This is a genomic window from Streptomyces sp. NPDC059743 (assembly GCF_042732975.1).
In the GTDB taxonomy this organism is placed as follows: domain Bacteria; phylum Actinomycetota; class Actinomycetes; order Streptomycetales; family Streptomycetaceae; genus Streptomyces.
Genome location: NZ_JBHWGS010000005.1, coordinates 64821 through 89536, shown reverse-complemented (window position 1 = coordinate 89536; position 24716 = coordinate 64821). Strand labels below are relative to the sequence as shown.

General features: G+C 68.8%; 18 protein-coding genes. 11 read left to right on the top strand and 7 right to left on the bottom strand.

The annotated features are described in order from the left end of the window. Window positions 1-37: 37 nt before the first annotated feature. On the top strand, window positions 38-1267 hold the full coding sequence (locus ACFV6H_RS10875) for an MFS transporter (RefSeq protein ID WP_385540533.1): 1230 nt from the start codon (window positions 38-40) through the stop codon (window positions 1265-1267). A gap of 30 nt (window positions 1268-1297) precedes the next feature. Here ACFV6H_RS10875 and ACFV6H_RS10870 read toward each other — a convergent pair whose 3' ends face one another. From ACFV6H_RS10870 to ACFV6H_RS10850, 5 genes are all read right to left on the bottom strand, one after another. Continuing rightward, window positions 1298-3061 (bottom strand): NAD+ synthase, encoded by a 1764-nt coding sequence (locus ACFV6H_RS10870; protein WP_385540531.1) that lies wholly within the window; start codon window positions 3059-3061, stop codon window positions 1298-1300. A gap of 233 nt (window positions 3062-3294) precedes the next feature. Further along, entirely contained in the window at window positions 3295-3756 is a 462-nt protein-coding gene (locus tag ACFV6H_RS10865) for a CBS domain-containing protein (RefSeq protein WP_093589312.1), read from the bottom strand. A 200-nt stretch (window positions 3757-3956) separates the two neighbouring features. After that, window positions 3957-4691, bottom strand: coding sequence for a DUF305 domain-containing protein (locus ACFV6H_RS10860; protein WP_385541017.1), 735 nt, complete (start codon window positions 4689-4691; stop codon window positions 3957-3959). Window positions 4692-4696: 5 nt separating this feature from the next. Next, window positions 4697-5344 carry a DUF3105 domain-containing protein gene (locus tag ACFV6H_RS10855; protein ID WP_384787560.1) on the bottom strand — a complete coding sequence of 216 codons (648 nt, stop codon included), beginning with the start codon at window positions 5342-5344 and terminating at the stop codon, window positions 4697-4699. Window positions 5345-5480: 136 nt separating this feature from the next. Continuing rightward, window positions 5481-5852: a hypothetical protein gene (locus tag ACFV6H_RS10850; RefSeq protein WP_385540528.1), complete on the bottom strand. Its 372-nt coding sequence runs from the start codon at window positions 5850-5852 to the stop codon at window positions 5481-5483. A 186-nt stretch (window positions 5853-6038) separates the two neighbouring features. Here ACFV6H_RS10850 and ACFV6H_RS10845 point away from each other — a divergent pair, with 186 nt between their 5' ends. From ACFV6H_RS10845 to ACFV6H_RS10830, 4 genes are all read left to right on the top strand, one after another. Further along, window positions 6039-6668, top strand: coding sequence for a MarR family winged helix-turn-helix transcriptional regulator (locus tag ACFV6H_RS10845; protein WP_385540526.1), 630 nt, complete (start codon window positions 6039-6041; stop codon window positions 6666-6668). A 221-nt stretch (window positions 6669-6889) separates the two neighbouring features. Further along, a complete protein-coding gene (gene glnA, locus ACFV6H_RS10840; protein WP_384987117.1) occupies window positions 6890-8251 on the top strand; it encodes a type I glutamate--ammonia ligase in 1362 nt (453 codons plus the stop codon). A 492-nt stretch (window positions 8252-8743) separates the two neighbouring features. Then, a complete protein-coding gene (locus tag ACFV6H_RS10835) occupies window positions 8744-10411 on the top strand; it encodes a LamG domain-containing protein (protein ID WP_385540524.1) in 1668 nt (555 codons plus the stop codon). 224 nt (window positions 10412-10635) lie between these two features. After that, a complete protein-coding gene (locus ACFV6H_RS10830; protein ID WP_385540522.1) occupies window positions 10636-13638 on the top strand; it encodes a bifunctional [glutamine synthetase] adenylyltransferase/[glutamine synthetase]-adenylyl-L-tyrosine phosphorylase in 3003 nt (1000 codons plus the stop codon). Window positions 13639-13656: 18 nt separating this feature from the next. On the opposite strand, the gene ACFV6H_RS10825 is transcribed toward ACFV6H_RS10830, so the two are convergent. Both ACFV6H_RS10825 and ACFV6H_RS10820 read right to left on the bottom strand, forming a co-directional pair. Then, on the bottom strand, window positions 13657-14835 hold the full coding sequence (locus ACFV6H_RS10825; RefSeq protein WP_385540520.1) for a phosphatase PAP2 family protein: 1179 nt from the start codon (window positions 14833-14835) through the stop codon (window positions 13657-13659). A 153-nt stretch (window positions 14836-14988) separates the two neighbouring features. Continuing rightward, window positions 14989-16044 carry a LacI family DNA-binding transcriptional regulator gene (locus tag ACFV6H_RS10820; RefSeq protein ID WP_385540518.1) on the bottom strand — a complete coding sequence of 352 codons (1056 nt, stop codon included), beginning with the start codon at window positions 16042-16044 and terminating at the stop codon, window positions 14989-14991. A gap of 327 nt (window positions 16045-16371) precedes the next feature. On the opposite strand from ACFV6H_RS10820, the gene ACFV6H_RS10815 reads away from it, so the two are divergent. The 6 genes from ACFV6H_RS10815 (at window position 16372) to ACFV6H_RS10790 (ending at window position 24670) form a co-directional block, all read left to right on the top strand. Further along, window positions 16372-17646 carry an extracellular solute-binding protein gene (locus ACFV6H_RS10815; RefSeq protein ID WP_385540516.1) on the top strand — a complete coding sequence of 425 codons (1275 nt, stop codon included), beginning with the start codon at window positions 16372-16374 and terminating at the stop codon, window positions 17644-17646. Window positions 17647-17831: 185 nt separating this feature from the next. Continuing rightward, window positions 17832-18845 carry a carbohydrate ABC transporter permease gene (locus tag ACFV6H_RS10810; protein WP_384787591.1) on the top strand — a complete coding sequence of 338 codons (1014 nt, stop codon included), beginning with the start codon at window positions 17832-17834 and terminating at the stop codon, window positions 18843-18845. Continuing rightward, window positions 18842-19744: a sugar ABC transporter permease gene (locus ACFV6H_RS10805; protein ID WP_385540513.1), complete on the top strand. Its 903-nt coding sequence runs from the start codon at window positions 18842-18844 to the stop codon at window positions 19742-19744. Before ACFV6H_RS10810 ends, ACFV6H_RS10805 begins: the two co-directional genes overlap by 4 nt. Before the next feature lie 118 nt (window positions 19745-19862). Beyond that, window positions 19863-21539 (top strand): alpha-amylase family glycosyl hydrolase, encoded by a 1677-nt coding sequence (locus ACFV6H_RS10800; RefSeq protein WP_384787597.1) that lies wholly within the window; start codon window positions 19863-19865, stop codon window positions 21537-21539. Further along, window positions 21527-22843, top strand: coding sequence for a LacI family DNA-binding transcriptional regulator (locus tag ACFV6H_RS10795; protein ID WP_385540511.1), 1317 nt, complete (start codon window positions 21527-21529; stop codon window positions 22841-22843). Before ACFV6H_RS10800 ends, ACFV6H_RS10795 begins: the two co-directional genes overlap by 13 nt. Window positions 22844-22960: 117 nt before the next feature. After that, window positions 22961-24670 carry a carbohydrate-binding module family 20 domain-containing protein gene (locus ACFV6H_RS10790; protein WP_385540509.1) on the top strand — a complete coding sequence of 570 codons (1710 nt, stop codon included), beginning with the start codon at window positions 22961-22963 and terminating at the stop codon, window positions 24668-24670. Window positions 24671-24716: the final 46 nt, after the last annotated feature.

Sequence of the window (24716 nt, the reverse complement as noted above, 5' to 3'; positions counted from 1 at the left end):
TTCCGTAGAGGTACTTACTACGGAGAGGTCGTTTTTCATGCCCCTGGCCCTGCTCGCCCTCGCTGTGAGCGCCTTCGGCATCGGTACCACCGAGTTTGTGATGATGGGCCTGCTGCCCAATGTCGCGGACGATCTGGGAACGTCCGTGCCCACCGCCGGTTACCTGGTCTCGGCCTACGCGCTCGGCGTCGTCATAGGCGCGCCGCTGCTCACCGCCGTCGGCTCCCGTATCCCGCGCAAGCGGATGCTCCTGCTGCTGATGGCGCTCTTTGTCGTCGGCAATCTCGCCTCCGCGCTCGCGCCGGGCTTCGGCTGGCTGCTCGCGGGCCGGGTGCTCGCCGGACTGCCGCACGGCGCGTTCTTCGGAGTGGGCGCGGTCGTCGCCGCCCGGATGGTGCGTGAGGGACGGCAGGCGCGGGCCGTGGCGACGATGTTCCTCGGACTGACCGTCGCCAATATCGTCGGCGTTCCCGCCGCCACTCTGCTCGGCCAGCATCTCGGCTGGCGGGCCACCTTCCTGGTGGTCACCGTGATCGGTCTGCTCTCGCTGGTGGCGCTGGCCCGGCTCGTACCGTACGTACCGGTCGACGCGCACCAGAGCCTGGGCCGGGAGGTGCGTGCTCTCGGCAACCGTCAGGTGCTGCTCGGACTCGCCACCGCGGTCCTCGGTTTCGCCGGAGTCTTCGCCGTCTACTCGTATCTCGCCTCGATGACGACCGAGGTCATGGGCCTCGGCGAGTCGTCCGTCACACTCGTCCTCGCGCTGTTCGGTATCGGTATGACGCTGGGCGCGCTGGCGGCGGGGCCGCTGACCGACCGGGCGCTGCGGCCCACGCTCTATGTGTCGCTTGCCGCGCTCGCGCTGGTGCTGGTGGCCTTCCGCTTCACGGTGCATGTGCAGTGGGCGGCGCTGGTGACGGTCGTGCTGCTGGGCGGGATCGGCTTCCTGACGACCACACCGCTCCAGATACTCGTCATGAACAAGGCCAAGGACGCCCCGACGCTCGCCTCCGCCTCGAACCACTCGGCCTTCAACCTCGCCAACGCGGGCGGCGCCTGGGCCGGCGGCGCGGCGATCGCGGCGGGCTGGGGCTGGATGTCCCCGACCCTGGTCGGCGCGGCACTCGCGGTGGTAGGCCTGGCGATCGCGGTCACGGCCGGCCTGCTGGACCGTACGGACAGGACACGCAGCGAGTCCCGGATCGTCGCCTCGGGCAGCGTCCCGACCGAGGCGACGACGACGATTCTGAGCCCGTCCGGTGACTGACGTGTCTGGTGACTGACCTGTCAGACCTCTCTAGCCCTGGTGGGGCGACTCCCGCCAGCGGTTGGTGATCGGGAGGCGGCGGTCCTTGCCGAAGCCCTTCGCCGAGATCTTGGTGCCCGGCGGGTACTGGCGCCGCTTGTACTCCGCCGTGTCCACCATCCGCAGCGTCCGCGCGACCAGTTCGGCGTCGAAACCGGCCGTGACGATCGCGTCCTTGCCCTGGTCGCGGTCGACGTACAGCTCCAGGATCCGGTCCAGTACGTCGTAGTCCGGCAGCGAGTCCGTGTCTACCTGGCCGGGACGCAGCTCGGCGCTCGGCGGCTTGGAGATCGAGTTCTCCGGGATCGGCGGCGTCTGGCCGCGCTCCTCGGCGGCGCGGTTGCGCCAGCGGGCGAGCCGGAAGACGGATGTCTTGTAGACGTCCTTGATCGGGCCGTACGCGCCGACGGAGTCGCCGTACAGCGTCGAGTAGCCCACCGCCAGCTCGGACTTGTTGCCCGGTGCGAGCACGATCTGGCCCTCCTGGTTGGAGAGGGCCATCAGCATCGTGCCGCGCAGCCGCGACTGGAGGTTCTCCTCCGCGAGTCCGGTGAGCGCGAGCGAGCCCATGTACGCGTCGAACATCGGCTCGATCGGGATCGTACGGAAGTTGAGCCCGGTACGGCGGGCCAGCTCGGCCGCGTCGCCCTTGGAGTGGTCCGAGGAGTACTTGGACGGCATGGCCACCCCGTACACGTTCTGCGCGCCCACCGCGTCGCACGCGAGGGCGGCGACGAGCGCGGAGTCGATACCGCCGGAGAGCCCGATCAGCACGGAACGGAAGCCGTTCTTGGCGACGTACGCGCGCAGGCCCACGACCAGTGCCGAGTACACCTCCTCGTCGTCCTCCAGCCGGTCGGCGTAGCCTCCGGACAGCTCGGGTTCGTAGGCCGGGAGAGGCTCCTCGGAGAGGATCACCCGGTCGATCCGCAGCTCGTCGTCCGCCACACCCGTGGGCGGTTCGGGCGAGGCGGCCGGCAGATCGAGGTCCAGGACCACACAGCCCTCGGCGAACTGCGGCGCGCGCGCCACGACTTCGCCGTCCTTGTCGACCACGATCGAGTCACCGTCGAAGACCAGCTCGTCCTGGCCGCCGATCATGGCGAGATACGCGGTGGTGCAGCCGGCCTCCTGGGCGCGCTTGCGCACCAGCTCAAGACGGGTGTCGTCCTTCTCGCGCTCGTACGGCGAGGCGTTGATGGAGACCAGCAGCCCGGCCTCGGCGGACCGGGCGGCCGGCACCCGGCCGCCGTCCTGCCAGAGGTCCTCGCAGATCGCGAGCGCGATGTCGATGCCATGGACCCGGACGACGGGCATGGTGTCGCCCGGTACGAAGTAGCGGAACTCGTCGAAGACGCCGTAGTTGGGCAGATGGTGCTTGGCGAAGGTCAGCACGACCGCGCCGCGGTGCAGCACGGCGCCGGCGTTCTGCGGGGCGCCCGCGGGCTGGCCGTACCGCGGCTGGGCCTTCTCGGAACGGTCGAGATAGCCGACGATGACCGGCAGCTCGCCGAAGCCCTCCTCGTCCAGCCGGACCGCGAGCGCGCGCAGGGCGGCGCGGGAGGCCTCCACGAAGGACGAACGGAGGGCGAGGTCCTCGACGGGATAGCCGGTCAGCATCATCTCGGGGAAGGCGACGACATGCGCGCCCTGCTCGGCGGAGTGCCGGGTCCAGTGCACGATCGCCTCGGCGTTCGCGGCGAGATCGCCGACGGTCGAGTCGATCTGATTCAGAGCGAGGCGTAGTTGAGGCACGGGCCCAGTGTAATCGTCTGTCTGACGCGATGTCCCGGGGTGCGAGGTGTGGGCCGTCCCACTCGCACGGGAGCCGGGACGGCCGGGCGGGGGGCCTGCGGGTACGAGTACGGGCTGGGCCGGACGGGTACGGGCTGGGCCAGGCCGGTGAGGCCGGCCTCAGCCGCTTGAGCCCTTGAGCTCCGGTGAGCTCCTTGAGCCGTCTCAGCTCCTTGAGTGCTGCCTCAGCTCCTTCAGCGCATTGAACTGCTTGAGCGGCCTGAGCTGCCCGAGCCGCTGGTGGTCGCGTAGACCTGCTCGCACCACTGGCCGATCTGCTCGCCGCTGAGGTGCTGGGCCAGATCGGCCTCACTGATCATCCCGACCAGACGCTTGTTCTCGATCACCGGAAGCCGGCGGATCTGGTGGCCCTGCATCTCGAACAGCACATCGTCCACATCCGCGCTCGAATCGATCCAGCGCGGTGTGCCGTGCGCCATCTCGCCGGCCGTGGTCTGTGCCGGGTCATGGCCCATGGCCACACAGCCGACGACGATGTCACGGTCCGTGAGTATGCCTGCCAGCCGTTCGTTCTCGTCGGCTATGGGGAGTGCGCCCACATTGAGCTGACGCATCAGCTGTGCGGCGCGGTCAAGGGTCTCGTGGGCCGGGATCCACTGGGCTCCCGGGTGCATGATGTCTTTGGCGGTGGTCATGGGAATCATGCCTCCTGCGTGGGGATACGGCCTGCGTGGGGACACGGATGGGGACGTTCCGTTCCATCCCGTCCATCCCGAGTCAAATCCATCATCTTGCAGCCGTTCGGGCGCCGCGACCGCTGAACGCGTCAGGGGCGCCGGTTCCGCTCGAACCGGCGCCCCTGTGCGCGTAAACCCCGTAAACCCGTCCGCCCTCGTCAGCCGGTACGGGGCTTCGCGCCGCGGGCCTTGAGCAGGTCCGCCATCAGGCCCATCTCCGACTGCTGGGCCGCGACCATCCCTGCGGCGAGGTCCTTCTCCGTACCGACCTCGCACAGCTCGACACAGCCCTGCGCCATGGACACACCGCCCATGTGGTGGTCGGTCATGAGCTGGAGATAGAGGATCTCGGCCTGCTTGCCGCGCGCCTGGCGGAGCTGGTCCAGCTCGGTCTTCGTGGCCATGCCGGGCATCAGCGAGCCGTCATGGGCCTCGTGTCCCGAGCTCCCGCTCCCGTGATCCATCCCGCTCATGTCGCCCATATTGCCCATATCGCTGTGATCGCCGGAGCCGGACTTCTCCATCCAGGCCATCGGCTCCTGGCCCGACTGCACCTTCGGCAGTCCCCACAGGTCCAGCCAGCCCAGCAGCATCCCGCGCTGGTTCGCCTGGGTGTTGGCGATGTCGTACGCCAGCCGGCGCACCTCTTCGTCGTCCGTGCTGTCCCGCACGATGAAGGACATCTCCACCGCCTGCTGATGGTGGACGGCCATGTCACGGGCGAAGCCCGCGTCCGCGGAGTCGGCCGACGGCGCGGGAGCCGACTCCGTACCCGTACCGCTGTCACGCCCGGCGGACGCCACCGTCGCCGTACCGGCGAAGAGCAGCGCCAGGACGACCGCCGTGATCGCCGCCCACTGGGTGCGGGTGACCGAGCGGGCGGCGGAGCTCACCGCGCTCACTGCGCGCCCATTCCGCCCGTGCAGGCCGCGCCCGGCTCGGGCGTCTGCGAGCCCTGTACGTACTTGGTGAAGAACTGGTCCACGCGCGGGTCGCTCGCGCTGTCCACCGTGACCTGCTTGCCCCAGGCGCTCAGCATGATCGCGCCGGCCTGTTCCTTCAGCGGGCTCATCATCGAGTACGGAGTCTTCTCGACCTTCTCGCCGAGCGTCTTCACATCGGCCTCGGAGGCCTTGTCGTTGTAGGTGACCCAGACCGCGCCGTGCTCCAGCGAGTGAACGGCGTTGACGTCCGCGATCGGCTCCTTGTAGACGTCACCCTGGCAGTTCATCCACACCTGATTGTGGTCACCGCCCACCGGCGGCGTCATCGGGTACTTGACCGCCTCGGTGACATGGTTGCGCCCGAGCTTCTTGGCATCCCAGGACTTCTCGTCCTTGATGGGCGCCTTGGCCGCCGCCTGCTGCTCCTCCTTCTTGTCGGACTCCTTGTTGAGGATGTAGGCGCCGAAAGCGACAAGGGCGGCGACCACGACGGCGCTCGCCGTGATCGTGATGATGCGACTGCGCCGCTCGCGGGCACGCTCGGCGCGGCGCATCTCCTCTATTCGGGCCTTGCGCTCGGCGGACTGGGACTTGGAAGCCATGATGTATGTCCTTCTGAGATGACTACGGAACGCGGACAGCTCCGGATTACGGGCGATGACCGCGGAATACGGGCGGATGGAGAGGATCGGGATCCCGGTGCGGGGTGCGGGCCCGGCTAGGTCCGAACGAGAGGCCCTACGTCCGCAGTACTTGAAGGACGTGGAGGTCCGGCGCGCGGGCGAGCGCGCCGGAGCGGGGCACCTGGCCGGTGGGGTACGGCGGTTCGCGGTGCGGAAGCTGTACGTCGGCGGCGAGTGGCGCGGCCGGCGGCGGTACGGTGAGCACGGCCGGGCTGAGATGTGTGAAGAGCCCGCAGTCGCCGTTGTCGTACGGACAGCTGAAGCGGGCCTCGGCCTGGCTCACGGTGGTGAAAGAACGGTTCCCTGCGTGTCTGTCGCCGGGCCCGGCGCCGAAATCGGAACCGGAGCCGGAACCGGTCGCGGATTCAGGGCCCAGACATATGAAGAGCGCGGCGAACAGCGTCGCCATGGCACTCGCCAGTGCCATGGGACGCGTGCTGCGTATGTGGCTGCGCCGCGGTCCCCCCATGGGCGCAGATCGTAGTGCGTACGTCACCGGTCAGCAGCAGTGAGGAGCCCTTCGGCGGCCTGAGGGCGGCCCGAGGGCGGCCCGGCGGTGGCGCGATCCGTTCCGAATCGGCCATCAGGTGCGATACCGCGATACAAAGGGTTTATGGCCGACCACCGGGAGATGAACGCCGACGTGGACGGGACGGACGCCGGCGTGGGAGCCGACGTGGACGTCGATGCCGAGGCGGACGTCGATGTCGAGGCCGGCGTCGATGTCGAGGCCGGCGTCGACGCTGACGTCGACGCCGTGACCCACGCCGTGCTGGCCGCGTCCCGGCTGCTGGTCACCGTGTCCGCCCGCTCCCTGGCCACCGTGGCGGAACAGGTCGAACGCGTCACTCTGCCTCAGTACCGCCTCCTCGCGGTCCTCGCGACGCACGGCGACGCGAAACTGGTCGAGGTGGCCGAGCGGCTCGGAGTGAATCCCTCGACCGCCATGCGGATGCTCGACCGCCTCATCGCCGTCGGTCTGGCGACCCGGCAGAGCAACCCGGACAACCGCCGTCAGACGATGCTGCGGCTGACCCCGGAAGGCCGCAGACTGGTCGAGCAGGTCATGGACGCGCGGCACCGCGAGATCTCGGCGATCGTGGAGCGGCTGACTCCCGGGCAGCGCACCGCCCTGGTCGGCGCGCTGACCGCGTTCATCCGGGCGGGCGGAGAGCCGGCGGTCCCGGGCGACGATTCGGAGCCGTACCCACTGGGCTGGTCGGACACCCACGCCCGGCACTGAACCTTCGGCACTTCAGCACCATAAGTTGCGGACACCTATTACCTGGGCAGCACTCGTACAGGCACTATGGGCAGGGTGTCCGTACACGCGCGCGATGTAGGGCGTTGGACGGGGGTTCGCAACGTGCCCGAAATCGTGTGGTGGGATGCTCGTGTGCCCCAACGTGCCCCGCGGCATGGGAGCAGGTGGCCTGACCAGCAAGGATGGGTAGGACAGCTAATATGGACAAGCAGCAGGAATTCGTGCTCCGCACGCTCGAGGAGCGCGACATCCGCTTCGTACGCCTGTGGTTCACCGATGTGCTCGGCTTTCTGAAGTCGGTCGCCGTCGCGCCCGCCGAGCTGGAGCAGGCCTTCGACGAGGGCATGGGATTCGACGGCTCTGCGATCGAGGGCTTCGCTCGTGTGTACGAATCCGACATGATCGCCAAGCCCGATCCGGGCACTTTCCAGATCCTGCCCTGGCGCGCCGAGGCCCCCGGCACCGCCCGTATGTTCTGCGACATCCTGATGCCCGACGGCTCGCCGTCCTTCGCAGACCCGCGTTTCGTGCTCAAGCGGATGCTCGCCAGGACCTCGGATCTGGGATTCACCTTCTACACGCACCCGGAGATCGAGTTCTTTCTCCTGAAGGAGAAGCCGGACGACGGCACCCGGCCCACTCCGGCCGACAGCTCGGGCTATTTCGACCACACTCCGCAGAATGTCGGTATGGACTTCCGGCGCCAGGCGATCACGATGCTGGAGTCGATGGGCATCTCGGTGGAGTTCAGCCACCACGAGGGCGCGCCCGGCCAGCAGGAGATCGATCTGCGGTACGCGGACGCGCTGTCGACGGCCGACAACATCATGACGTTCCGCCTGGTGATGAAGCAGGTCGCGCTGGAGCAGGGCGTACAGGCGACGTTCATGCCGAAGCCGTTCTCGGAGTATCCGGGCTCGGGCATGCACACGCATCTCTCCCTGTTCGAGGGAGACCGGAACGCGTTCTACGAGTCGGGCGCCGAATATCAGCTCTCCAAGGTCGGCCGCTCCTTCATCGCCGGTCTGCTGAAGCACGCGGCGGAGATCTCGGCGGTCACCAACCAGTGGGTCAACTCGTACAAGCGCATCTGGGGCGGCTCCAGCCGCACCGCGGGCTCGGGCGGCGAGGCTCCCTCGTACATCTGCTGGGGCCACAACAACCGCTCGGCGCTGATCCGCGTCCCGATGTACAAGCCCGGCAAAACGGGCTCAGCCCGGGTCGAGGTCCGCTCGATCGACTCCGGCGCCAATCCGTACCTCACCTACGCAGTCCTCCTCGCCGCCGGCCTCAAGGGCATCGAAGAGGGCTACGAACTCCCGGCGGGCGCCGACGACGACGTCTGGGCCCTCTCCGACGCCGAACGCCGCGCCATGGGCATCGAACCTCTCCCGCAGAACCTCGGCGAGGCGATCTCCCTGATGGAACGCAGCGAACTGGTCGCCCAGACCCTGGGCGAGCATGTTTTCGACTTCTTCCTCCGCAACAAGAAGCAGGAATGGGAGGAATACCGCAGCGAGGTCACGGCCTTCGAACTCCGCAAAAACCTCCCGGTGCTCTGATCCGCTTCTGTATTCCCTTTCCCTTCTCCCTTTCCCGCCACGGGCCGACGGTTTCTCACCGTCGGCCCGCACTCTTTTCACGTTAGCTTCGAATTCACCTCTTCGATGGCCTCAGTTAAATGACCTTGAAGGCCAACACTGATCGTTTAAGGTCGGCCGGGTCAGTGGTGATTTCGTGAGTGTGGGGTGGGGATTATGGGTCGTGCGAGTCGAAGACGTACACGTACACGTCGTGTGGTGTCGGGTGTTGTGGCGTTGGCGGTTCTGGGCGGAATTCCCGCTTTCATCCTGCCGACCTCGGCCGCTGCGGCTGCCGGCGGTAAGCGGATCGGCTCGGCGGTACCCGGAGCCCCGCAGATCACGGCGAATGGCCCGTACACGGAGTGCGTGGCCGACGCGTGCGAGGGAGCGGGTGGTCCGGGCGTGCCGGGTTCGTTCACTTTCAAGCCGAATCCCGCCGATGGAGACATCACGGGCTTCCGGTGGAGGCTGGTGACGTCGTCCGCCGCGGAAACCCATGTGGTCGACGGTTCTCCGTACACGGAGCACCATGTGATTCCGTCGCAGGCGGGAACCCAGGTACTGGTGGTTGAGGCCAGGGACGACCGCGGACGGCTGGGCCCTCCGGCGGAGTTCACCTTCAAGGTCACGCCGCCCCAAGGGGCCACTGGGCGCTGGCGCTTCGACGACGGTGCGCCCGGCTCCGGAGTCACGGTGGCGAAGGACACGGCCACCGAGGGGATCCGCCACGACGCCACTCTGTACACGGCCGGAGCCGACTGGTCGGCGATGGCGCGGCGAGGAGAGGAGGACCGGTCCTTGTGGCTGGACGGTGCCACTCCCGCCGAGCAGACGGCTTACGCCGCGACCGGCGAGCCGGTACTCAACACCAAGGACTCGTTCACTCTGTCCACCTGGGTGAATCTGACCGATGCGTCGTCCAGCCGTACGGTGCTGTCCATCCCGGGCAGCCAGGCGCAGGCGTTCGCCCTGTACTACTCCGCTGCCGACAGGCGCTGGGTGTTCAGCCACGCCGTTGACGACTCCGCTACGGCGGCGGTCGTCAGGTCGGAGGCGGAAGGGACGGATCCGACGCTCAACGTCTGGACCCACCTCGCCGCCGCTTTCGACACCCACGGTGACACCGATACGGCCAACGACACCATTCAGCTCTATGTCAACGGCCGTCCCCAGGGCACGCCGGTGAAGCTCGCCGCTTCGGCCGCGTCCCAGAACGCCACGTACCAGCCCTGGACGGCCACCGGCGGTCTTCAGTTCGGACGGTCCGTCATCCAGGGCGAAGGCGGCCAGTACTTCCGGGGCCTGATTGACGAGAGCGCGGTGTGGCAGCGATCCCTCACGCCGGGGGAAATCCGGGGTGAGGTCCAGCTGGCGCAGGATGACGCGCCGGCCAATGAACTCGTGGCGCAGTGGGACGCGACCACCGCCACGGGCACGGAGATCGCTCAGGGCACGCCCTACCCGGTCCCGGCCATGAAGCTGTCGGCCACGGGCGCGGTGCTCGATGACGCCGGCAATGGCCTGATCCTTGACGGCACCTCCGGATACGCCGCCGCACAGGGCCCGGTCGTGGACGAGTCCGGCTCCTTCACCGTCTCGGCGCGGGTGCGGTTGAACGGGCAGGCACTGGCGGGGAAGCCGGTCGGCTACCGGGGCCAGGTGGCCGGGCAGAGCAGCGGCCTTGAGTCGTCGTGGGCGCTGTGGGTCGTCAAGTGGGCGGACGGCCTCTACACCTGGCAGTTCACCCGCACCGCGACCGATGCGGCCGGCAACGTGACGCGCAACGCCGCAATCTCCCCTGCCGGTGATCTCGCCGAGGTCGACACATGGGTCGATGTGACAGGCGTGTTCGACGCCCAGGAGGCCTGGAAGCAGATTGACCCTCTGGATCCGGCACAGACCGAACAGGGCATCGGCAAACTGCATCTGTTCATCGGAGTATCCGAGGTGCTTTCCGGCCCCCGCGCGGGATTCGGCGCTGTGCAGCAGGGCAGCGGTGAACTCGGCATCGGGCGAGGAGCCACGGGCGGCACGACCGGTCACTACTTCCCGGGCGATCTTCAGCAACTGCGGGTATGGGTGGGTGCCATGACTGCCAATCAGGTCCTTCACCAAGTGCTGCCGGCGACCACACCGTAACCGCCGTTCACCGGCTCCCCGGCCACAGTGATGGGCGGCGCCCACCCGCGCCGCCCATCACAGGGCCCGGTCTCTTACGCTCCCGGGCCTCGACCGGCCAGGGACTCATCCCTCCCGCGCGCCGCCCTCTCGGCGGTCAGGGCCTAGGCTCGAATCCTGGGGTCGGTCGGGCAGAGTCTGTCGGGCAGAGCCGGTTGGACAGGGTCGCGGACAGGAGACGGCGTATGACAGTGCCGGGTCGCAGGAGCAGTACGTTCATCCGCCTGCTGCGGCACGGCTTTATCGATCCCTCCGCCGCCGAGCGGCTGCTCGACGAGCCCGAGATGGCGATCGTACGGTCCGATCCGCTGCTGCTCGACGCGTTCGGCGCGACCGCTGATCCCGATCTCGCGCTGCGTGGCTTCGTCCGGCTGGCCGAGGCGCAGAAGCCCGACGTGCGGGCGATGCTGCTGGACACGCTGGTGACGGCCAAGCCGCTGCGCGACCGGCTGCTCGGCGTGCTCGGCGCGTCCGAGGCGCTCGGTGATCATCTCGCCAGACACCCGGGCGACTGGCATGCGCTGGTCACCTATGAACTGGCCGATCTGCATCCCGGCGTCGAGGAGTTCGAACTCGGTCTCGCCGGTGCCGACGATCCGGTGTCGCTGCGGATCGCCTACCGCCGCTGTCTGCTGGCCATCGCCGCCAGGGACGTCTGCGGTACGACGGATGTCGCCGAGACCGCCGCCGAACTGGCCGATCTGGCCACCGCGACGCTGCGCGCGGCCCTCGCGATCGCCCGGGCCGCCGCGCCCGAGGACGCCGCCGCGTGCCGGCTCGCCGTCATCGCGATGGGCAAGTGCGGCGGCCATGAGCTGAACTATGTCTCCGATGTGGATGTGATCTTCGTCGGAGCACTGCCGGAAGGCGCCGACGGCGAGGCCGACGAGGGCGCCGCGATCCGGGCCGCGACCCGGCTGGCCTCCCATCTCATGCGGATCTGCTCCGAGTCGAACATCGAAGGGACCATCTGGCCCGTCGACGCCAATCTGCGGCCCGAGGGCCGCAACGGGCCGCTCGTACGGACGCTGAGCAGCCATCTCGCGTACTACCAGCGCTGGGCCAAGACCTGGGAGTTCCAGGCGCTGCTCAAGGCCCGGGTGGTGGCCGGCGATCCGCTGCTCGGCGCGGAGTACATCGACGGCGTCTCGCCGCTGGTCTGGCAGGCCGCCGAGCGCGAGCACTTCGTCTCCGACGTGCAGAAGATGCGCCGCCGCGTCATCGAGAACCTGCCCGCGGGACAGGCCGAGCGCGAGCTGAAGCTCGGGCCCGGCGGGCTGCGGGACGTCGAGTTCGCCGTACAGCTCCTCCAACTGGTCCACGGCCGCAGCGACGCCTCGCTGCGCAGCAGCTCCACCCTCGAAGCGCTGGGCGCGCTGGCGGCAGGCGGCTATGTGGGCCGTACGGACGCGCGGCAGCTCGACGAGGCGTACCGCCTCCTGCGCGCCATGGAGCACCACATCCAGCTCTACCGGCTGCGCCGTACGCATCTCGTACCGGACGGAGAGGCCGATCTGCGTCGGCTCGGGCGCTCGCTCGGGATGCGCGGCGATCCGGTCGCCGAGCTGAACAAGGCGTGGAAACGCCATGCCGCGGTGGTCCGGCGGCTGCACGAGAAGCTCTTCTACCGGCCGCTGCTCGACGCGGTCGCCCAGCTCACGCCCGGCGAGACCAGGCTCAGTCCGAAGGCCGCGCGCCAGCGGCTCGAAGCGCTCGGATACGCCGATCCGGGCTCCGCGCTGCGCCATCTGGAGGCGCTGTCGTCCGGAGTGAGCCGCAAGGCGGCGATCCAGCGGACGCTGCTGCCGGTACTGCTGGGCTGGTTCGCGGACTCGGCCGATCCCGACGCCGGGCTGCTCGGCTTCCGTAAGGTGTCCGACGCGCTCGGCAAGACGCCGTGGTATCTGCGGCTGCTGCGGGACGAAGGAGCCGCGGCGGAGAATCTGGCGCGCGTGCTCTCGGCCGGCCGGCTCGCGCCGGATCTGCTGCTGCGCGCGCCCGAGGCGGTCGCGATCCTCGGCGATCCGGAGGGCCTGGCACCGCGCGGCCGTGACCATCTCGAACAGGAGATCCTGGCGGCGGTCGGGCGCGCGGACACCGCGGAGGGCGCCGTCGCCTCCGCGCGCGGAGTGCGCAGACGGGAGCTGTTCCGTACGGCCGCGGCGGATCTGATCGGCTCGTACGGTACGGAGGAGAGCCCGGCCGAGGAGGATCCCGGAGCGCTGGTGGACCGCGTCGGGAGCGCGGTCACCGACCTCAACGCGGCGACGCTCGCGGGCGCCCTGCGCGCCGCCGTGCGCGCGGAGTGGGGCGACACGCTGCCGACCAGATTCGCGGTCATCGGCATGGGCAGATTCGGCGGCCACGAGCTGAGCTACGGCTCGGACGCCGATGTGCTCTTCGTGCACGAGCCGCGCGAGGGCGTGGACGAGCAGGAGGCGGGCCGCGCCGCGAACGCGGTGGTCACCGAGATGCGTCGGCTGCTCCAGGTCCCGACCGCGGACCCGCCGTTGCTGATCGACGCGGATCTGCGCCCGGAGGGCAAGAGCGGCCCGATGGTCCGTACGCTCGCCTCCTACGCGGCCTACTACCGGCGCTGGTCGCTGGTCTGGGAGAGCCAGGCGCTGCTGCGCGCGGAGCCGATGGCGGGCGACGCCGGTCTGGGCAGCCGCTTCATCGAGCTGATCGACACACTGCGGTATCCGGCGGAAGGGCTCGGCGAGGACGCGGTACGGGAGATCCGCCGCCTCAAGGCACGGATGGAGCGGGAACGGCTGCCCAGGGCCGCCGATCCGACGCTCCACACCAAGCTGGGCCGTGGCGGGCTCTCGGATGTCGAGTGGACGGTCCAGCTTCTCCAGCTACGGCACGGCTGGGCGGAACCGGGACTGCGGACGACCCGTACGCGCGAGGCACTCGCGGCGGCCCAGGCGGCCGGACTGCTCTCGACGGAGGACGCGCAGATCCTGGACGACGCGTGGGTGCTGGCCTCCCGGGTGCGCAACGGCGTGATGCTGGTCCGAGGCAGGCCGGGCGACACCTTCCCGTCGGACGGCCGGGAACTGGCGGCGATGGGTCGTTACCTCGGGTACGGGCCGGGCCATGTGGGAGACATGCTGGACGACTACCGCCGGATTACGCGCCGGGCGCGCGCGGTGGTCGAGCGGCTGTTCTACGACGCGGTGTGAGCCACAACGCGGTGTGCACTACGACGCGGTGTGAGCGCCGCGCGAGGAGGCGGCCTCCGGCCTGCCACCGGCCGAGGTGTCCCGTACCGCCGTGCCGTTCCGTACCGCCGCCGTACCGCCCTGCGCCGTCGAAGCGCCTCGCGCCGTCGGCGCAGCCGCCGTACGGGTCGTACGAGCCGTACGTACCGTACGCGCCAACGGCCTGAACATACGCAGCCGCCGCACCGGACCGCCCGCCGCGTCCTCCGCGCCCTCGTCCACATCGCGCGGGAGCCGGGCGGGAAGCGAGCCGTACCAGAGGTACGAGACCGCGAAGCCGAAGGACAGACAGATCATGCCGCCCACCGCGTCCAGCCAGAAGTGGTTCGCGGTGGCGACGATGACCACCAGCGTCAGCGTGGGATAGAGCAGACCGAGAATCTTGGTCCAGGGCGCCCTGGCCAGCGCGAAGATCGTCAGACCGCACCAGAGCGACCAGCCGATATGCATCGACGGCATGGCCGCGTACTGGTTCGACATGTTCTTGAGATTGCCCGAGGCCATCGAGCCCCAGGTCTCATGGTGCACGACCGTGTCGATGAAGCTGTTCCCGGCCATCAGCCGCGGCGGTGCCAGCGGATACAGGTAATAGCCGAGCAGGGCCACGGCCGTGGTCGCGAAGAGCACCAGCCGACCGGCCGCGTAACGGCCGGGATGGCGGCGGAAGAGCCAGACCAGCACACCTATCGTGACGATGAAGTGGAGAGTCGCGTAGTAGTAGTTCATTCCTACGATCAGCCACGTCACAGAATTCACCGCGTGGTTGATTGACCGCTCCACGGCGATGCCAAGATGCTGTTCGGTGTCCCAGATCCAGTTCGCGTTCTCCAGAGCCTTCGCCCGACGCTCCGGAACCGCGTTACGGATCAGTGAGTACGTCCAGTAACTCACCGCGATCAGGAGGATTTCGAACCAGAGACGAGGACGGCGAGGAGATCTCGCGCGCCGCAGCCACAGGTGGTCGCGCCGCGGCAGCGTGCGGTCGTCCGCCGGTTTTGACGACGCGCCGTCGAGCACCGGATCCATGGTGTCCACCGGCTGTGCGGTCGCGTCGCGTTTCGCGCCGGTCGCCACGTGATTCGCGTCCGCCTCCTCGTGTGTGATGGGTGACGGGCTGACCCCTCGGCCTTCCTCTGTCTTCACTGTTGGTTCACCCATAGCGAGAGAGTCTGCCAGATTCTCGTCCTCCGACCGATCATCCCCCGGTCGGGTTCGCCTCGCATGCGCTACTACCGTGGGACGACTCCGCCCGCAGGCTTCTCCTCATTACGGACGGGACGGACGGGACTACGCACGGAACTATGGACGGGACTACGGACGCGTCCGCGACCCCGGCATTCCCTGCGCTCCCGGAGCCGGTCCGGAAGCGGTTGAACCGCGAACCACCAGCTCGGGCATGAAGACGAACTCGCTGTGCGGCGCGGGAGTGCCGCCGATCTCCTCCAGGAGCGTACGGACCGCCGCCTGGCCCATGGACGGCACCGGCTTGCGGATCGTCGTCAGTGGCGGATCGGTGAAGGCTATGAGCGGCGAATCGTCAAAACCGACCACCGACAGATCGCGCGGCACATCGAGGCCGAGCCGCCGCGCCGCGCGGATCGCGCCCAGCGCCATCATGTCGCTCGCGCACACCACCGCCGTACAGCCGCGGTCTATCAGTGCGGAGGCCGCGGCCTGACCGCCCTCCAGCGTGAACAGCGACTGCTGGATCAGCTCGTCCGTCTCGTCCGAGGAGAGTCCCAGCAACTCCTGGACCGTGGCGCGGAAGCCCTCGATCTTGCGCAGTACGGGCACGAAGCGGCGCGGGCCGACGGCCAGACCGATGCGCTGATGGCCGAGCGAGACGAGATGCGTCACCGCCAGCCGCATCGCCGCCCGGTCGTCGGGAGAGATGAACGGCGCCTGGACCTTCGGCGAGAAACCGTCGACAAGGACGAAGGGCACGCCCTGGGCGCGCAGCTTCTCGTACCGCCGCATGTCGGCGGAGGTGTCGGCGTGCAGTCCGGAGACGAAGATGATGCCGGAGACGTCCCGTTCGACCAGCATCTCCGTCAGCTCGTCCTCGGTGGATCCGCCGGGAGTCTGGGTCGCGAGCACCGGTGTGTAGCCCTGCCTGGTCAGCGCCTGGCCGATGACCTGCGCCAGGGCCGGGAAGATCGGATTCTCCAGCTCGGGTGTGATCAGGCCGACGAGTCCCGCGCTGCGGCGGCGCAGCCGCACCGGACGTTCGTAGCCGAGGACGTCGAGCGCGGCGAGTACGGATTCGCGGGTGGCCGCGGCAACCCCGGGTTTGCCGTTCAGTACGCGGCTGACCGTCGCTTCGCTGACCCCCGCCTGAGTTGCGATATCGGCAAGCCGTGCGGTCATGTGAGTGGACTGTACCGGGCGTCTGTCGGATTGCCCACCGCACGCGGGAACCGGCCATCCCGGCCCGCCCTTGCAAGATCTTGCGAAACCTTCCTGCGGCAGTGCTGCCATCCCGGGCATACGCCGTGGACCTGCGCGATCCGTCCCTGTCAGGCCTCCAGGGCCCGCGTCAAGAGGTACGGCCGCAATCGGCGGGACACGCCGCAGTAACGATCAACGGTCCTTGCAGAAATCTTCCGCAAGGTCTTTCGGCCTTCTTGCATCGCTGTTACCTTCACGTCCGACCCGGCGCCGCGACGGAGCGGTACGGCAGTTGAAGGAGTTCGGATGCGACGTGGCATAACGGCCACCGCCCTGGCCGCGACCCTGGCCCTCGCGGCGACCGCCTGCGGGAGCGACGACGAGCCGGCGAGCGGCAAGAGCGCGGGCGGCGAGCTTTCGGGCACGGTGACCTGGTGGGACACCTCCACCGTCGGCAGCGAGGACAAGGTCTTCAAGCAGCTCGCCGAGGACTTCGAGAAGAAGCACCCGAAGGTCGACGTCAAGTATGTGAACGTGCCCTTCGGCGAGGCCCAGAACAAGTTCAAGAACGCGGCGCAGTCCGGCTCCGGCGCGCCCGATGTGATCCGTTCCGAGGTCGCGTGGACTCCCGAGTTCGCCGATCTCGGCTATCTCGCGCCGCTGGACGGCACTCCGGCGCTCAAGAATGAGACGGACTTCCTGGCGCAGGCCGCCGCCTCCACCGAGTACAACGACAAGACGTATGCCGTGCCGCAGGTCATCGACTCCATGGGCATCTTCTACAACAAGAAGATCTTCAAGGACGCGGGTGTCGAAGTGCCCACGACCATCGCCGAGTTGAAGACCGTGTCCAAGACCGTCAAGGACAAGACCGGGAAGACCGGGCTGTATCTGCGCGGTGACGACGCCTACTGGTTCCTGTCGTTCCTGTACGGCGAGGGCGGCAATCTGGTCGACGCCGAGTCCAAGACCGTCACCGTCGACAACGCGGCCGGCGTCAAGGCCATGACCGTCGTCAAGGATCTCGTGGACTCGGGAGCGGCCAAGACCGACGCCACCGACGGCTGGGAGAACATGCAGGCGTCCTTCAAGGACGGCAAGGTCGCGATGATGATCAATGGTCCCTGGGCCGTCACCGACACCTACGGCGGCGCCGAGTTCAAGGACAAGGCCAATCTGGGCATCGCGCCCGTACCGGCGGGCTCCGTCGCGCAGGGCTCTCCGCAGGGCGGCCACAACCTCGCGGTGTACGCGGGCTCCAAGAACCTGGACGCCTCCTACGCCTTCACCGAGTACATGACCTCCGCCGAGAGCCAGGCCAAGGTCGCCGAGGAGCTGAGCCTGCTCCCGACGCGTACGTCGGCCTACGCGATGCCGGGCGTCGCGGACAACGAGATCGTCGGATTCTTCAAGCCCGTCGTGGACAAGGCCGTCGAGCGCCCGTGGATCCCGGAGACCGGCAGCCTGTTCGCGCCGCTGGTGACCGAGTACACCAAGGTCCTCACCGGGCAGACCACACCGGAGAAGGGCGTCGGCACCACCGGTGACGCCTATCGCGAGCTGCTCAAGGGCTGGAAGTAGCCCGAAGCGACAGGAAGCGGCGGGAAGCGGGCCTAAGAAGCCGGAAGCGGGCCGACCGGCCGGTCGGTCCCGGTTGGTCCCGGCCGGTGCCGGTCGGCCCCGGTCGGTCCACACCGGTCCTGACCGGTCCCGGCCGGTGGGCCGTAGCAAAGAAGCAGACCGAAGGAAAAGGAAAGGCGGGCCGGATGGCTCTCCACACCAGCCAGTCGGTGCCGAAGGCCGCGGGCGGCACACCGCCCGGCGGGCTCCGGCGCTCCGGCGGGCTCCCGGCTCCGGTGAGGCTCAGGCGTGGCCTCGCGACCCACTGGTACGCCTGGGCCATGGTCGCGCCGGTGGTGGCCGTGATCGGCGTGATCATTGGCTATCCGCTGGTCCGCGGCGTCTATCTGTCGCTCACCGACGCCAACGAGCGCAATGTCGAGCGCAGCATCGGCGTCAACCATCTGCCCGCCACCTATGAGTTCGTCGGACTCGACAACTACGCCGATGCGCTGACGGGCGATCAGTTCCTGTCCACACTCGGCTGGACGCTGGTGTGGACGGTCTCCTGCGTCACTGTCACCTTCGGTCTCGGGCTGGCCCTGGCGAACATCCTCAACCGCCGGATCGCGGGCCGCTCCTTCTACCGGATGCTGCTGATCCTGCCCTGGGCCGTGCCCGGCTTCGTCTCCGTCTTCGCCTGGCGCTTCCTCTACAACGAGGACCGCGGCTTCCTCAACAAGCTGCTGGCGGGCGGCGGTATCGACGCTGTGCCCTGGCTCAACGATCCGACCTGGGCCAAGTTCTCGGTCATCGCCGTGAACATCTGGCTCGGAGTGCCCTTCATGATGGTCGCGCTGCTCGGCGGACTCCAGTCCATCCCCGGCGAGATGTACGAGGCGGCCGAGATGGACGGCGCCAATGCCTGGCAGCGTTTCCGTCACATCACCATGCCGGGGCTGCGCTCGGTCAGTACGACCGTGATCCTGCTCTCCACCATCTGGACGTTCAACATGTTCCCGGTGATCTTCCTGCTGACCCGCGGCGGTCCCGGCGAGGCGACACAGATCCTGGTCACGCAGGCGTTCAAGTTCTCCTTCGAGATCAGCCCGCGCGACTTCGCGCAGTCCTCCACCTGGGGCGTGCTGATCCTCGTCCTCCTGATGGCCTTCGCCGCGGTCTACCGGCGAGTCCTCCGTACGCAGGGAGATACGTGGTGACCACCGCAGCCGTCCCCAGGACCACTCCGGCCGACGCGCCGTCCACCACCACGGCCGGCGCCAACACACCGCGCCGGGGCAGGCGTTCACCGCTGGCCTCCGTCGCCCTGCACACCACCCTGATCGTGGCGTCCGTGATCGCCGTCTTTCCGGTGCTCTGGGTCCTGCTGACCTCGCTCAAGCCCGCGAGCTACGCGACCACCACGGACTTCTTCAAAGAGACGACGTTCGAGAACTACACCAACCTGCTGCGCGATACTCCGTTCCTCACCTGGTTCGGCAACTCGCTGCTCGTCGCCGGATTCACCACGGTGCTCGGTGTCTTCACCGCCGCCACCACCGGCTACGCCGTCAGCCGCTTCCGCTTTCCCGGCAAGCGCGGGCTGATGTGGACACTGCTGATCACCCAGATGTTCCCGGTCGCCGTCCTCATCGTGCCGATCTACAACATCATGTCGGGACTGGGACTGCTCAACCGGTCGGCAGGTCTGGTGATCACCTATCTCACCATCGCCGTGCCGTTTTGCGCCTGGATGATGAAGGGCTTCTTCGACACCATTCCCCGGGAGATCGACGAATCCGGCCAGGTCGACGGACTGACTCCGTTCGGTACGTTCTTCCGGCTGGTGCTGCCGCTCGCCAAGCCCGGGCTCGCGGTGACCGCGTTCTACTCCTTCATCACCGCCTGGGGCGAAGTGGCGTACGCCTCCGCCTTCATGGTCGGCGACGAGAATCTCACGCTCGCCGGCGGCCTCCAGAAGTTCGTCAACCAGTACGGCGCCCAGTGGGGCCCGATGACCGCCGCTTCCGTGCTCATCGCCGTTCCCGCCGCGCTCGTCTTCCTCTTCGCCCAGCGCCATCTCGTCACAGGTATGTCCGCCGGTGCCGTCAAGGGCTGAACTCCCTTGGCCGTACACCGTGTTCTGCCCGCACCACCGTGTTCGTACGACGACGGCGGCGCGCGGCCGGCCAGGCCCGGCGTGCCGCTCCCTTCCCCCCAGACACTCCAGGGATGACATGACCCAGCACCTCGCTGCCCCTCTGACCGGCACGTCCGACGACGCCCCGGGCCACCGCCACGGCTGGTGGCAGGACGCGGTGATCTACCAGGTCTACCCACGCAGTTTCGCCGACGGCAACGGCGACGGCATGGGCGATCTCGACGGGGTACGCCGCCGGCTGCCGTATCTCAGGGAGCTGGGCGTCGACGCCGTCTGGCTCAGTCCCTTCTACGCGTCGCCGCAGGCCGACGCGGGCTATGACGTCGCCGACTACCGCGCCATCGACCCGATGTTCGGCACGCTGCTGGACGCGGACGCGCTGATTCGTGACGCCCATGAGCTCCACCTGCGCGTCGTCGTAGACCTTGTGCCCAACCACTCCTCGCAGGAGCACGACTGGTTCAAGCGGGCGCTGCGGGAAGGGCCGGGCTCGGCGCTGCGCGAGCGCTACCACTTCCGTCCCGGCAAGGGCGCGAGCGGCGAACTCCCGCCCAACGACTGGGAGTCCATCTTCGGCGGGCCCGCCTGGACCAGGACGACCGATCCGGACGGCACTCCCGGCGACTGGTATCTGCACCTCTTCGCGCCGGAGCAGCCCGACTTCAACTGGGACCATCCGGCGGTCGCCGACGAGTTCCGCTCGATCCTGCGGTTCTGGCTGGACATGGGCGTCGACGGCTTCCGCGTCGATGTCGCCCATGGACTGGTGAAGGCCGACGGACTGCCGGACATCGGCGGCTCGGGCCAGCTCAGGCTGCTCGGCAACGACGTCATGCCGTTCTTCGACCAGGACGGAGTGCACGAGATCTACCGGCAGTGGCGCAGGATCCTGGACGAGTATCCCGGCGACCGGATCGCCGTCGCGGAGGCCTGGACGCCCACGGTCGAACGCACCGCGAACTATGTACGTCCCGACGAGCTGCACCAGGCGTTCAACTTCCAGTATCTGAGCACCTCGTGGGACGGGCCCGCGCTGCGCGAGGTCATCGATGTCTCGCTGGCGGCGATGCGGCCGGTGGGCGCGCCCGCCACCTGGGTGCTCTCCAACCACGATGTGACCCGGCACGCCACCAGGTTCGCGGGCCCGCCCGGCGGCGGTACGCAGACCAGGGAGGCGGGCGACCGTACGCTCGGACTGCGCCGGGCCCGCGCGGCGACGCTGCTGATGCTGGCGCTGCCCGGCTCCGCGTACATCTACCAGGGCGAGGAGCTCGGGCTGCCCGATGTCACCGATCTGCCCGACGAGGCGCGACAGGATCCCTCGTACTTCCGCGCGGACGGTCAGGACGGCTTCCGTGACGGATGCCGGGTGCCCATTCCCTGGACGCGGGAGGGCAGTTCGTACGGTTTCGGCGCGGGCGGGAGCTGGCTGCCGCAGCCGGACGACTGGGGCCCGCTGAGCATCGAGGCCCAGACCGGCGATCCGGACTCCACGCTGGAGCTGTACCGCTCGGCGCTGGCGGTGCGCAAGGAACACCCGGGCCTGGGCGCCGGCGCGTCGGTGGAGTGGCTGGACGCGCCCGAGGGCGTCCTGGTCTTCGCCCGGCCCGGCTTCCTGTGCACGGTCAACACGACGGACAGGGCGGTACGGATCCCGGTCCGCGGCAGCCTGCTGCTGTCCAGCCACCCGATTTCGGCGGACGGTCCCGAGACCGAGCTGCCCGCGAACACGACGGGGTGGTGGACGGTGTGAGCCAACTCCCGCCGCGGGGCACGGCACGGCGGCCTGGCGGCGCCGCACCGGGCCCTGCGGCGGGCGGGCGGCCGGGACCGGTCGCGACAAGACCGTCAGCGGCGGCACGAGGCACCGACGGGCTCCGGCTGGTGGACATCGCCGGCCGGGCCCGGGTCAGCGAGGCCACCGTCAGCCGGGTGCTGAACGGCCGGCCCGGTGTCGCGGACAGCACACGCGAGCGTGTGATCGCGGCGCTGGGCGTCCTCGGGCAGGAACGTTCCGGCCGGTCCCATGATCCGCCCGCGCCTCATGGACCCACCGCGTCTCATGGACCTGTCCCGCCGAGCGGCGCTCCGGCGGAATCCGCCCGGCAGATCCCGCCCGCGCGGCCTCCCGGACTGATCGGGCTGGTGACACCCGAACTCACCAATCCCGTCTTCCCGGCCTTCGCCCAGGCCGTTGAGCAACTCCTCGCCGGACACGGCTACACACCGCTCCTCTGCACCCAGTTACCGGGCGGCGCGACCGAGGACGAACTGGTCGAGCAGCTCGTGGAGCGCGAGGTCGACGGCATCGTCTTCCTCTCCGGACTGCACGCCGACACCTCCACCGATCCCGCCCGCTACGCCGCGCTCGCCGCGCGCGGTGTGCCGTACGTCCTGATCAACGGCTACAACGAACGCGTCAGCGCGCCCTTCGTCTCGGCCGACGACCACGCCGCCGTACGGATGGCCGTCGGCCATCTCGCCGAGCTGGGCCACCGGCGGATCGGACTGGCCACCGGACCGCAGCGGTATGTGCCCTCCCGGCGCAAGCGCGAGGGCTTCCTCGACGCGGCGGTCGGGCTGCTCGGGCTGGCCTGGCGCGAGGCGGAGGAGCTGGTGTGCACCACGCTGTACGGAGTCGAGGGCGGCCAGGTCGCGGCCGGCGCGCTGCTCGGCCTCGGCTGTACGGGCATCGTCTGCGGCAGCGATCTGATGGCGCTCGGAGTCGTACGGGCGGCCAGGGAGCGCGGACTCGACGTACCGGGCGATCTCTCGGTCGTGGGATATGACGACTCGCGGCTGATCGCCTTCACCGATCCTCCGCTGACCACGGTCCGCCAGCCCGTGCACGCCATGGCCGCCGCCGCGGTCGGCGCGCTGCTGGAGGAGATCGGCGGCGGTGCCGTACAGCGCATCGAGTATGTCTTCCAGCCCGAGCTGGTCGTACGCGGCTCCACCGCCGCGGTGCGTACCGGCCGCCACCGGGACCGTCCCGTCGGAGCCATCCGTACCGACCGCTCCAGCCGTACCACCGGCACCATCCGCACAGGGCCTTGAGGGGCACGAGCGCGTCGCCGCACGAGGCCGTACGCACCAACCGTCACCGTTACCCGCACCTCTCGATACCCGCACCTCCCGTCACCCGCACCTCCCTTCACCAGTGCAGGAGGAACCATGGCTCGCAGATCCCTGGCCGCCGCGCTCGCCCTCGTGGCCGGCGCCGCAGCCGCTCTCGCGGTCCCGGCCGGGACCGCCCAGGCGGCACCGCCGGGCACCAAGGACGTCACCGCCGTACTGTTCGAGTGGAAGTTCGACTCCATAGCCAGGGCGTGCACGGACAGCCTCGGCCCGGCCGGCTACGGCTATGTCCAGGTCTCACCGCCGCAGGAGCACATCCAGGGCGGCCAGTGGTGGACCTCGTACCAGCCCGTGAGTTACAAGATCGCCGGACGGCTCGGTGACCGCGCCGCCTTCTCGAACATGGTGAACACCTGTCACGCGGCGGGCGTCAAGGTCGTCGCCGACACCGTCATCAACCATATGGCGGCCGGCGACGGCACCGGCACCGGTGGCTCCTCGTACACCAAGTACAACTACCCGGGCATCTACTCGGGCGCCGACATGGACGACTGCCGGTCGCAGATCAACAACTACGGCGACCGCGGCAACGTACAGAACTGCGAACTCGTCGGCCTGGCCGATCTGGACACCGGTGAGGACTACGTACGCGGCCGGATCGCGTCGTACATGAACGATCTGCTCTCGCTCGGCGTCGACGGCTTCCGGATCGACGCGGCCAAGCACATGCCCGCCGCCGATCTCGCCAACATCAAGAGCAGGCTGAGCAATCCGGGCGTCTACTGGAAGCAGGAGGCCATCTACGGCGCGGGCGAGGCGGTCTCGCCGAGCGAGTACCTCGGCAACGGCGATGTGCAGGAGTTCCGGTACGCGCGCGGTCTCAAGCAGGTCTTCAACAACGAGAACCTCGCCTATCTGAAGAACTACGGCGAGGGCTGGGGCTATATGGAGTCCGGCCGGTCGGCGGTCTTCGTGGACAACCACGACACCGAGCGCGGCGGCGACACACTCAGCTACAAGGACGGCGCGAACTACACGCTGGCCAATGTGTTCATGCTGGCCTGGCCGTACGGCTCGCCCGATGTGCACTCCGGATACGAGTTCGGCAGCAATGACGCGGGCCCGCCCAACGGCGGTACGGTCAACGCCTGTTACAGCGACGGATGGAAGTGCCAGCACGCGTGGCGCGAGATCTCGTCCATGGTCGGCTTCCGCAACACCACGCGCGGGCAGGCCGTCACCAACTGGTGGGACAACGGAGGCGACCAGATCGCCTTCGGCCGGGGCTCCGCGGGCTATGTCGCGATCAACCATGAGGGCTCCTCGCTGACCCGTACGTTCCAGACCTCGCTGGCGGGCGGCACGTACTGCGATGTGCAGAGCGGCAGGGCGGTCACGGTCAACGGCTCGGGACAGTTCACGGCGACGCTCGGCCCGAACACGGCGGTCGCCCTGCACACCGGCGCCCGTACCTGCACGGGCGGTGGCGGTGGTACGGATCCGGGGCCCGGTACGTCGGGCGCGTCCTTCGGTGTCAACGCGACGACTCAGCTCGGCCAGAACATCTATGTCATCGGCAACCAGGCGGCGCTGGGCAACTGGAACACCGGCAGCGCGCTGAAGCTCGATCCGGCGAGTTATCCGGTGTGGAAGCTCGATGTGGCGCTGCCGGCCGGTACGTCCTTCGAGTACAAGTACCTCCGCAAGGACGCGGCCGGCGCGGTGACCTGGGAGAGCGGCGCCAATCGGACGGCGACGGTGCCCGCGTCCGGCAAGGTCACGCTGAACGACACCTGGCGCAACTAGCTTTTGCCGCCGCTGTTTTGTCCTCAATCGCCGGACGGGCTGGTTT

Coding starts and splice junctions, on each gene's coding strand:
- ACFV6H_RS10855 (WP_384787560.1), bottom strand. CDS start 5,344: ATGGCTTCCAAGTCCCAGTCCGCCGAGCGCAAGGCCCGAATAGAGGAG.
- ACFV6H_RS10825 (WP_385540520.1), bottom strand. CDS start 14,835: ATGGGTGAACCAACAGTGAAGACAGAGGAAGGCCGAGGGGTCAGCCCG.
- ACFV6H_RS10850 (WP_385540528.1), bottom strand. CDS start 5,852: ATGGCACTGGCGAGTGCCATGGCGACGCTGTTCGCCGCGCTCTTCATA.
- ACFV6H_RS10815 (WP_385540516.1), top strand. CDS start 16,372: ATGCGACGTGGCATAACGGCCACCGCCCTGGCCGCGACCCTGGCCCTC.
- ACFV6H_RS10830 (WP_385540522.1), top strand. CDS start 10,636: ATGACAGTGCCGGGTCGCAGGAGCAGTACGTTCATCCGCCTGCTGCGG.
- ACFV6H_RS10810 (WP_384787591.1), top strand. CDS start 17,832: ATGGCTCTCCACACCAGCCAGTCGGTGCCGAAGGCCGCGGGCGGCACA.
- ACFV6H_RS10875 (WP_385540533.1), top strand. CDS start 38: ATGCCCCTGGCCCTGCTCGCCCTCGCTGTGAGCGCCTTCGGCATCGGT.
- ACFV6H_RS10845 (WP_385540526.1), top strand. CDS start 6,039: ATGGCCGACCACCGGGAGATGAACGCCGACGTGGACGGGACGGACGCC.
- ACFV6H_RS10820 (WP_385540518.1), bottom strand. CDS start 16,044: ATGACCGCACGGCTTGCCGATATCGCAACTCAGGCGGGGGTCAGCGAA.
- glnA (WP_384987117.1), top strand. CDS start 6,890: ATGGACAAGCAGCAGGAATTCGTGCTCCGCACGCTCGAGGAGCGCGAC.
- ACFV6H_RS10800 (WP_384787597.1), top strand. CDS start 19,863: ATGACCCAGCACCTCGCTGCCCCTCTGACCGGCACGTCCGACGACGCC.
- ACFV6H_RS10790 (WP_385540509.1), top strand. CDS start 22,961: ATGGCTCGCAGATCCCTGGCCGCCGCGCTCGCCCTCGTGGCCGGCGCC.
- ACFV6H_RS10865 (WP_093589312.1), bottom strand. CDS start 3,756: ATGACCACCGCCAAAGACATCATGCACCCGGGAGCCCAGTGGATCCCG.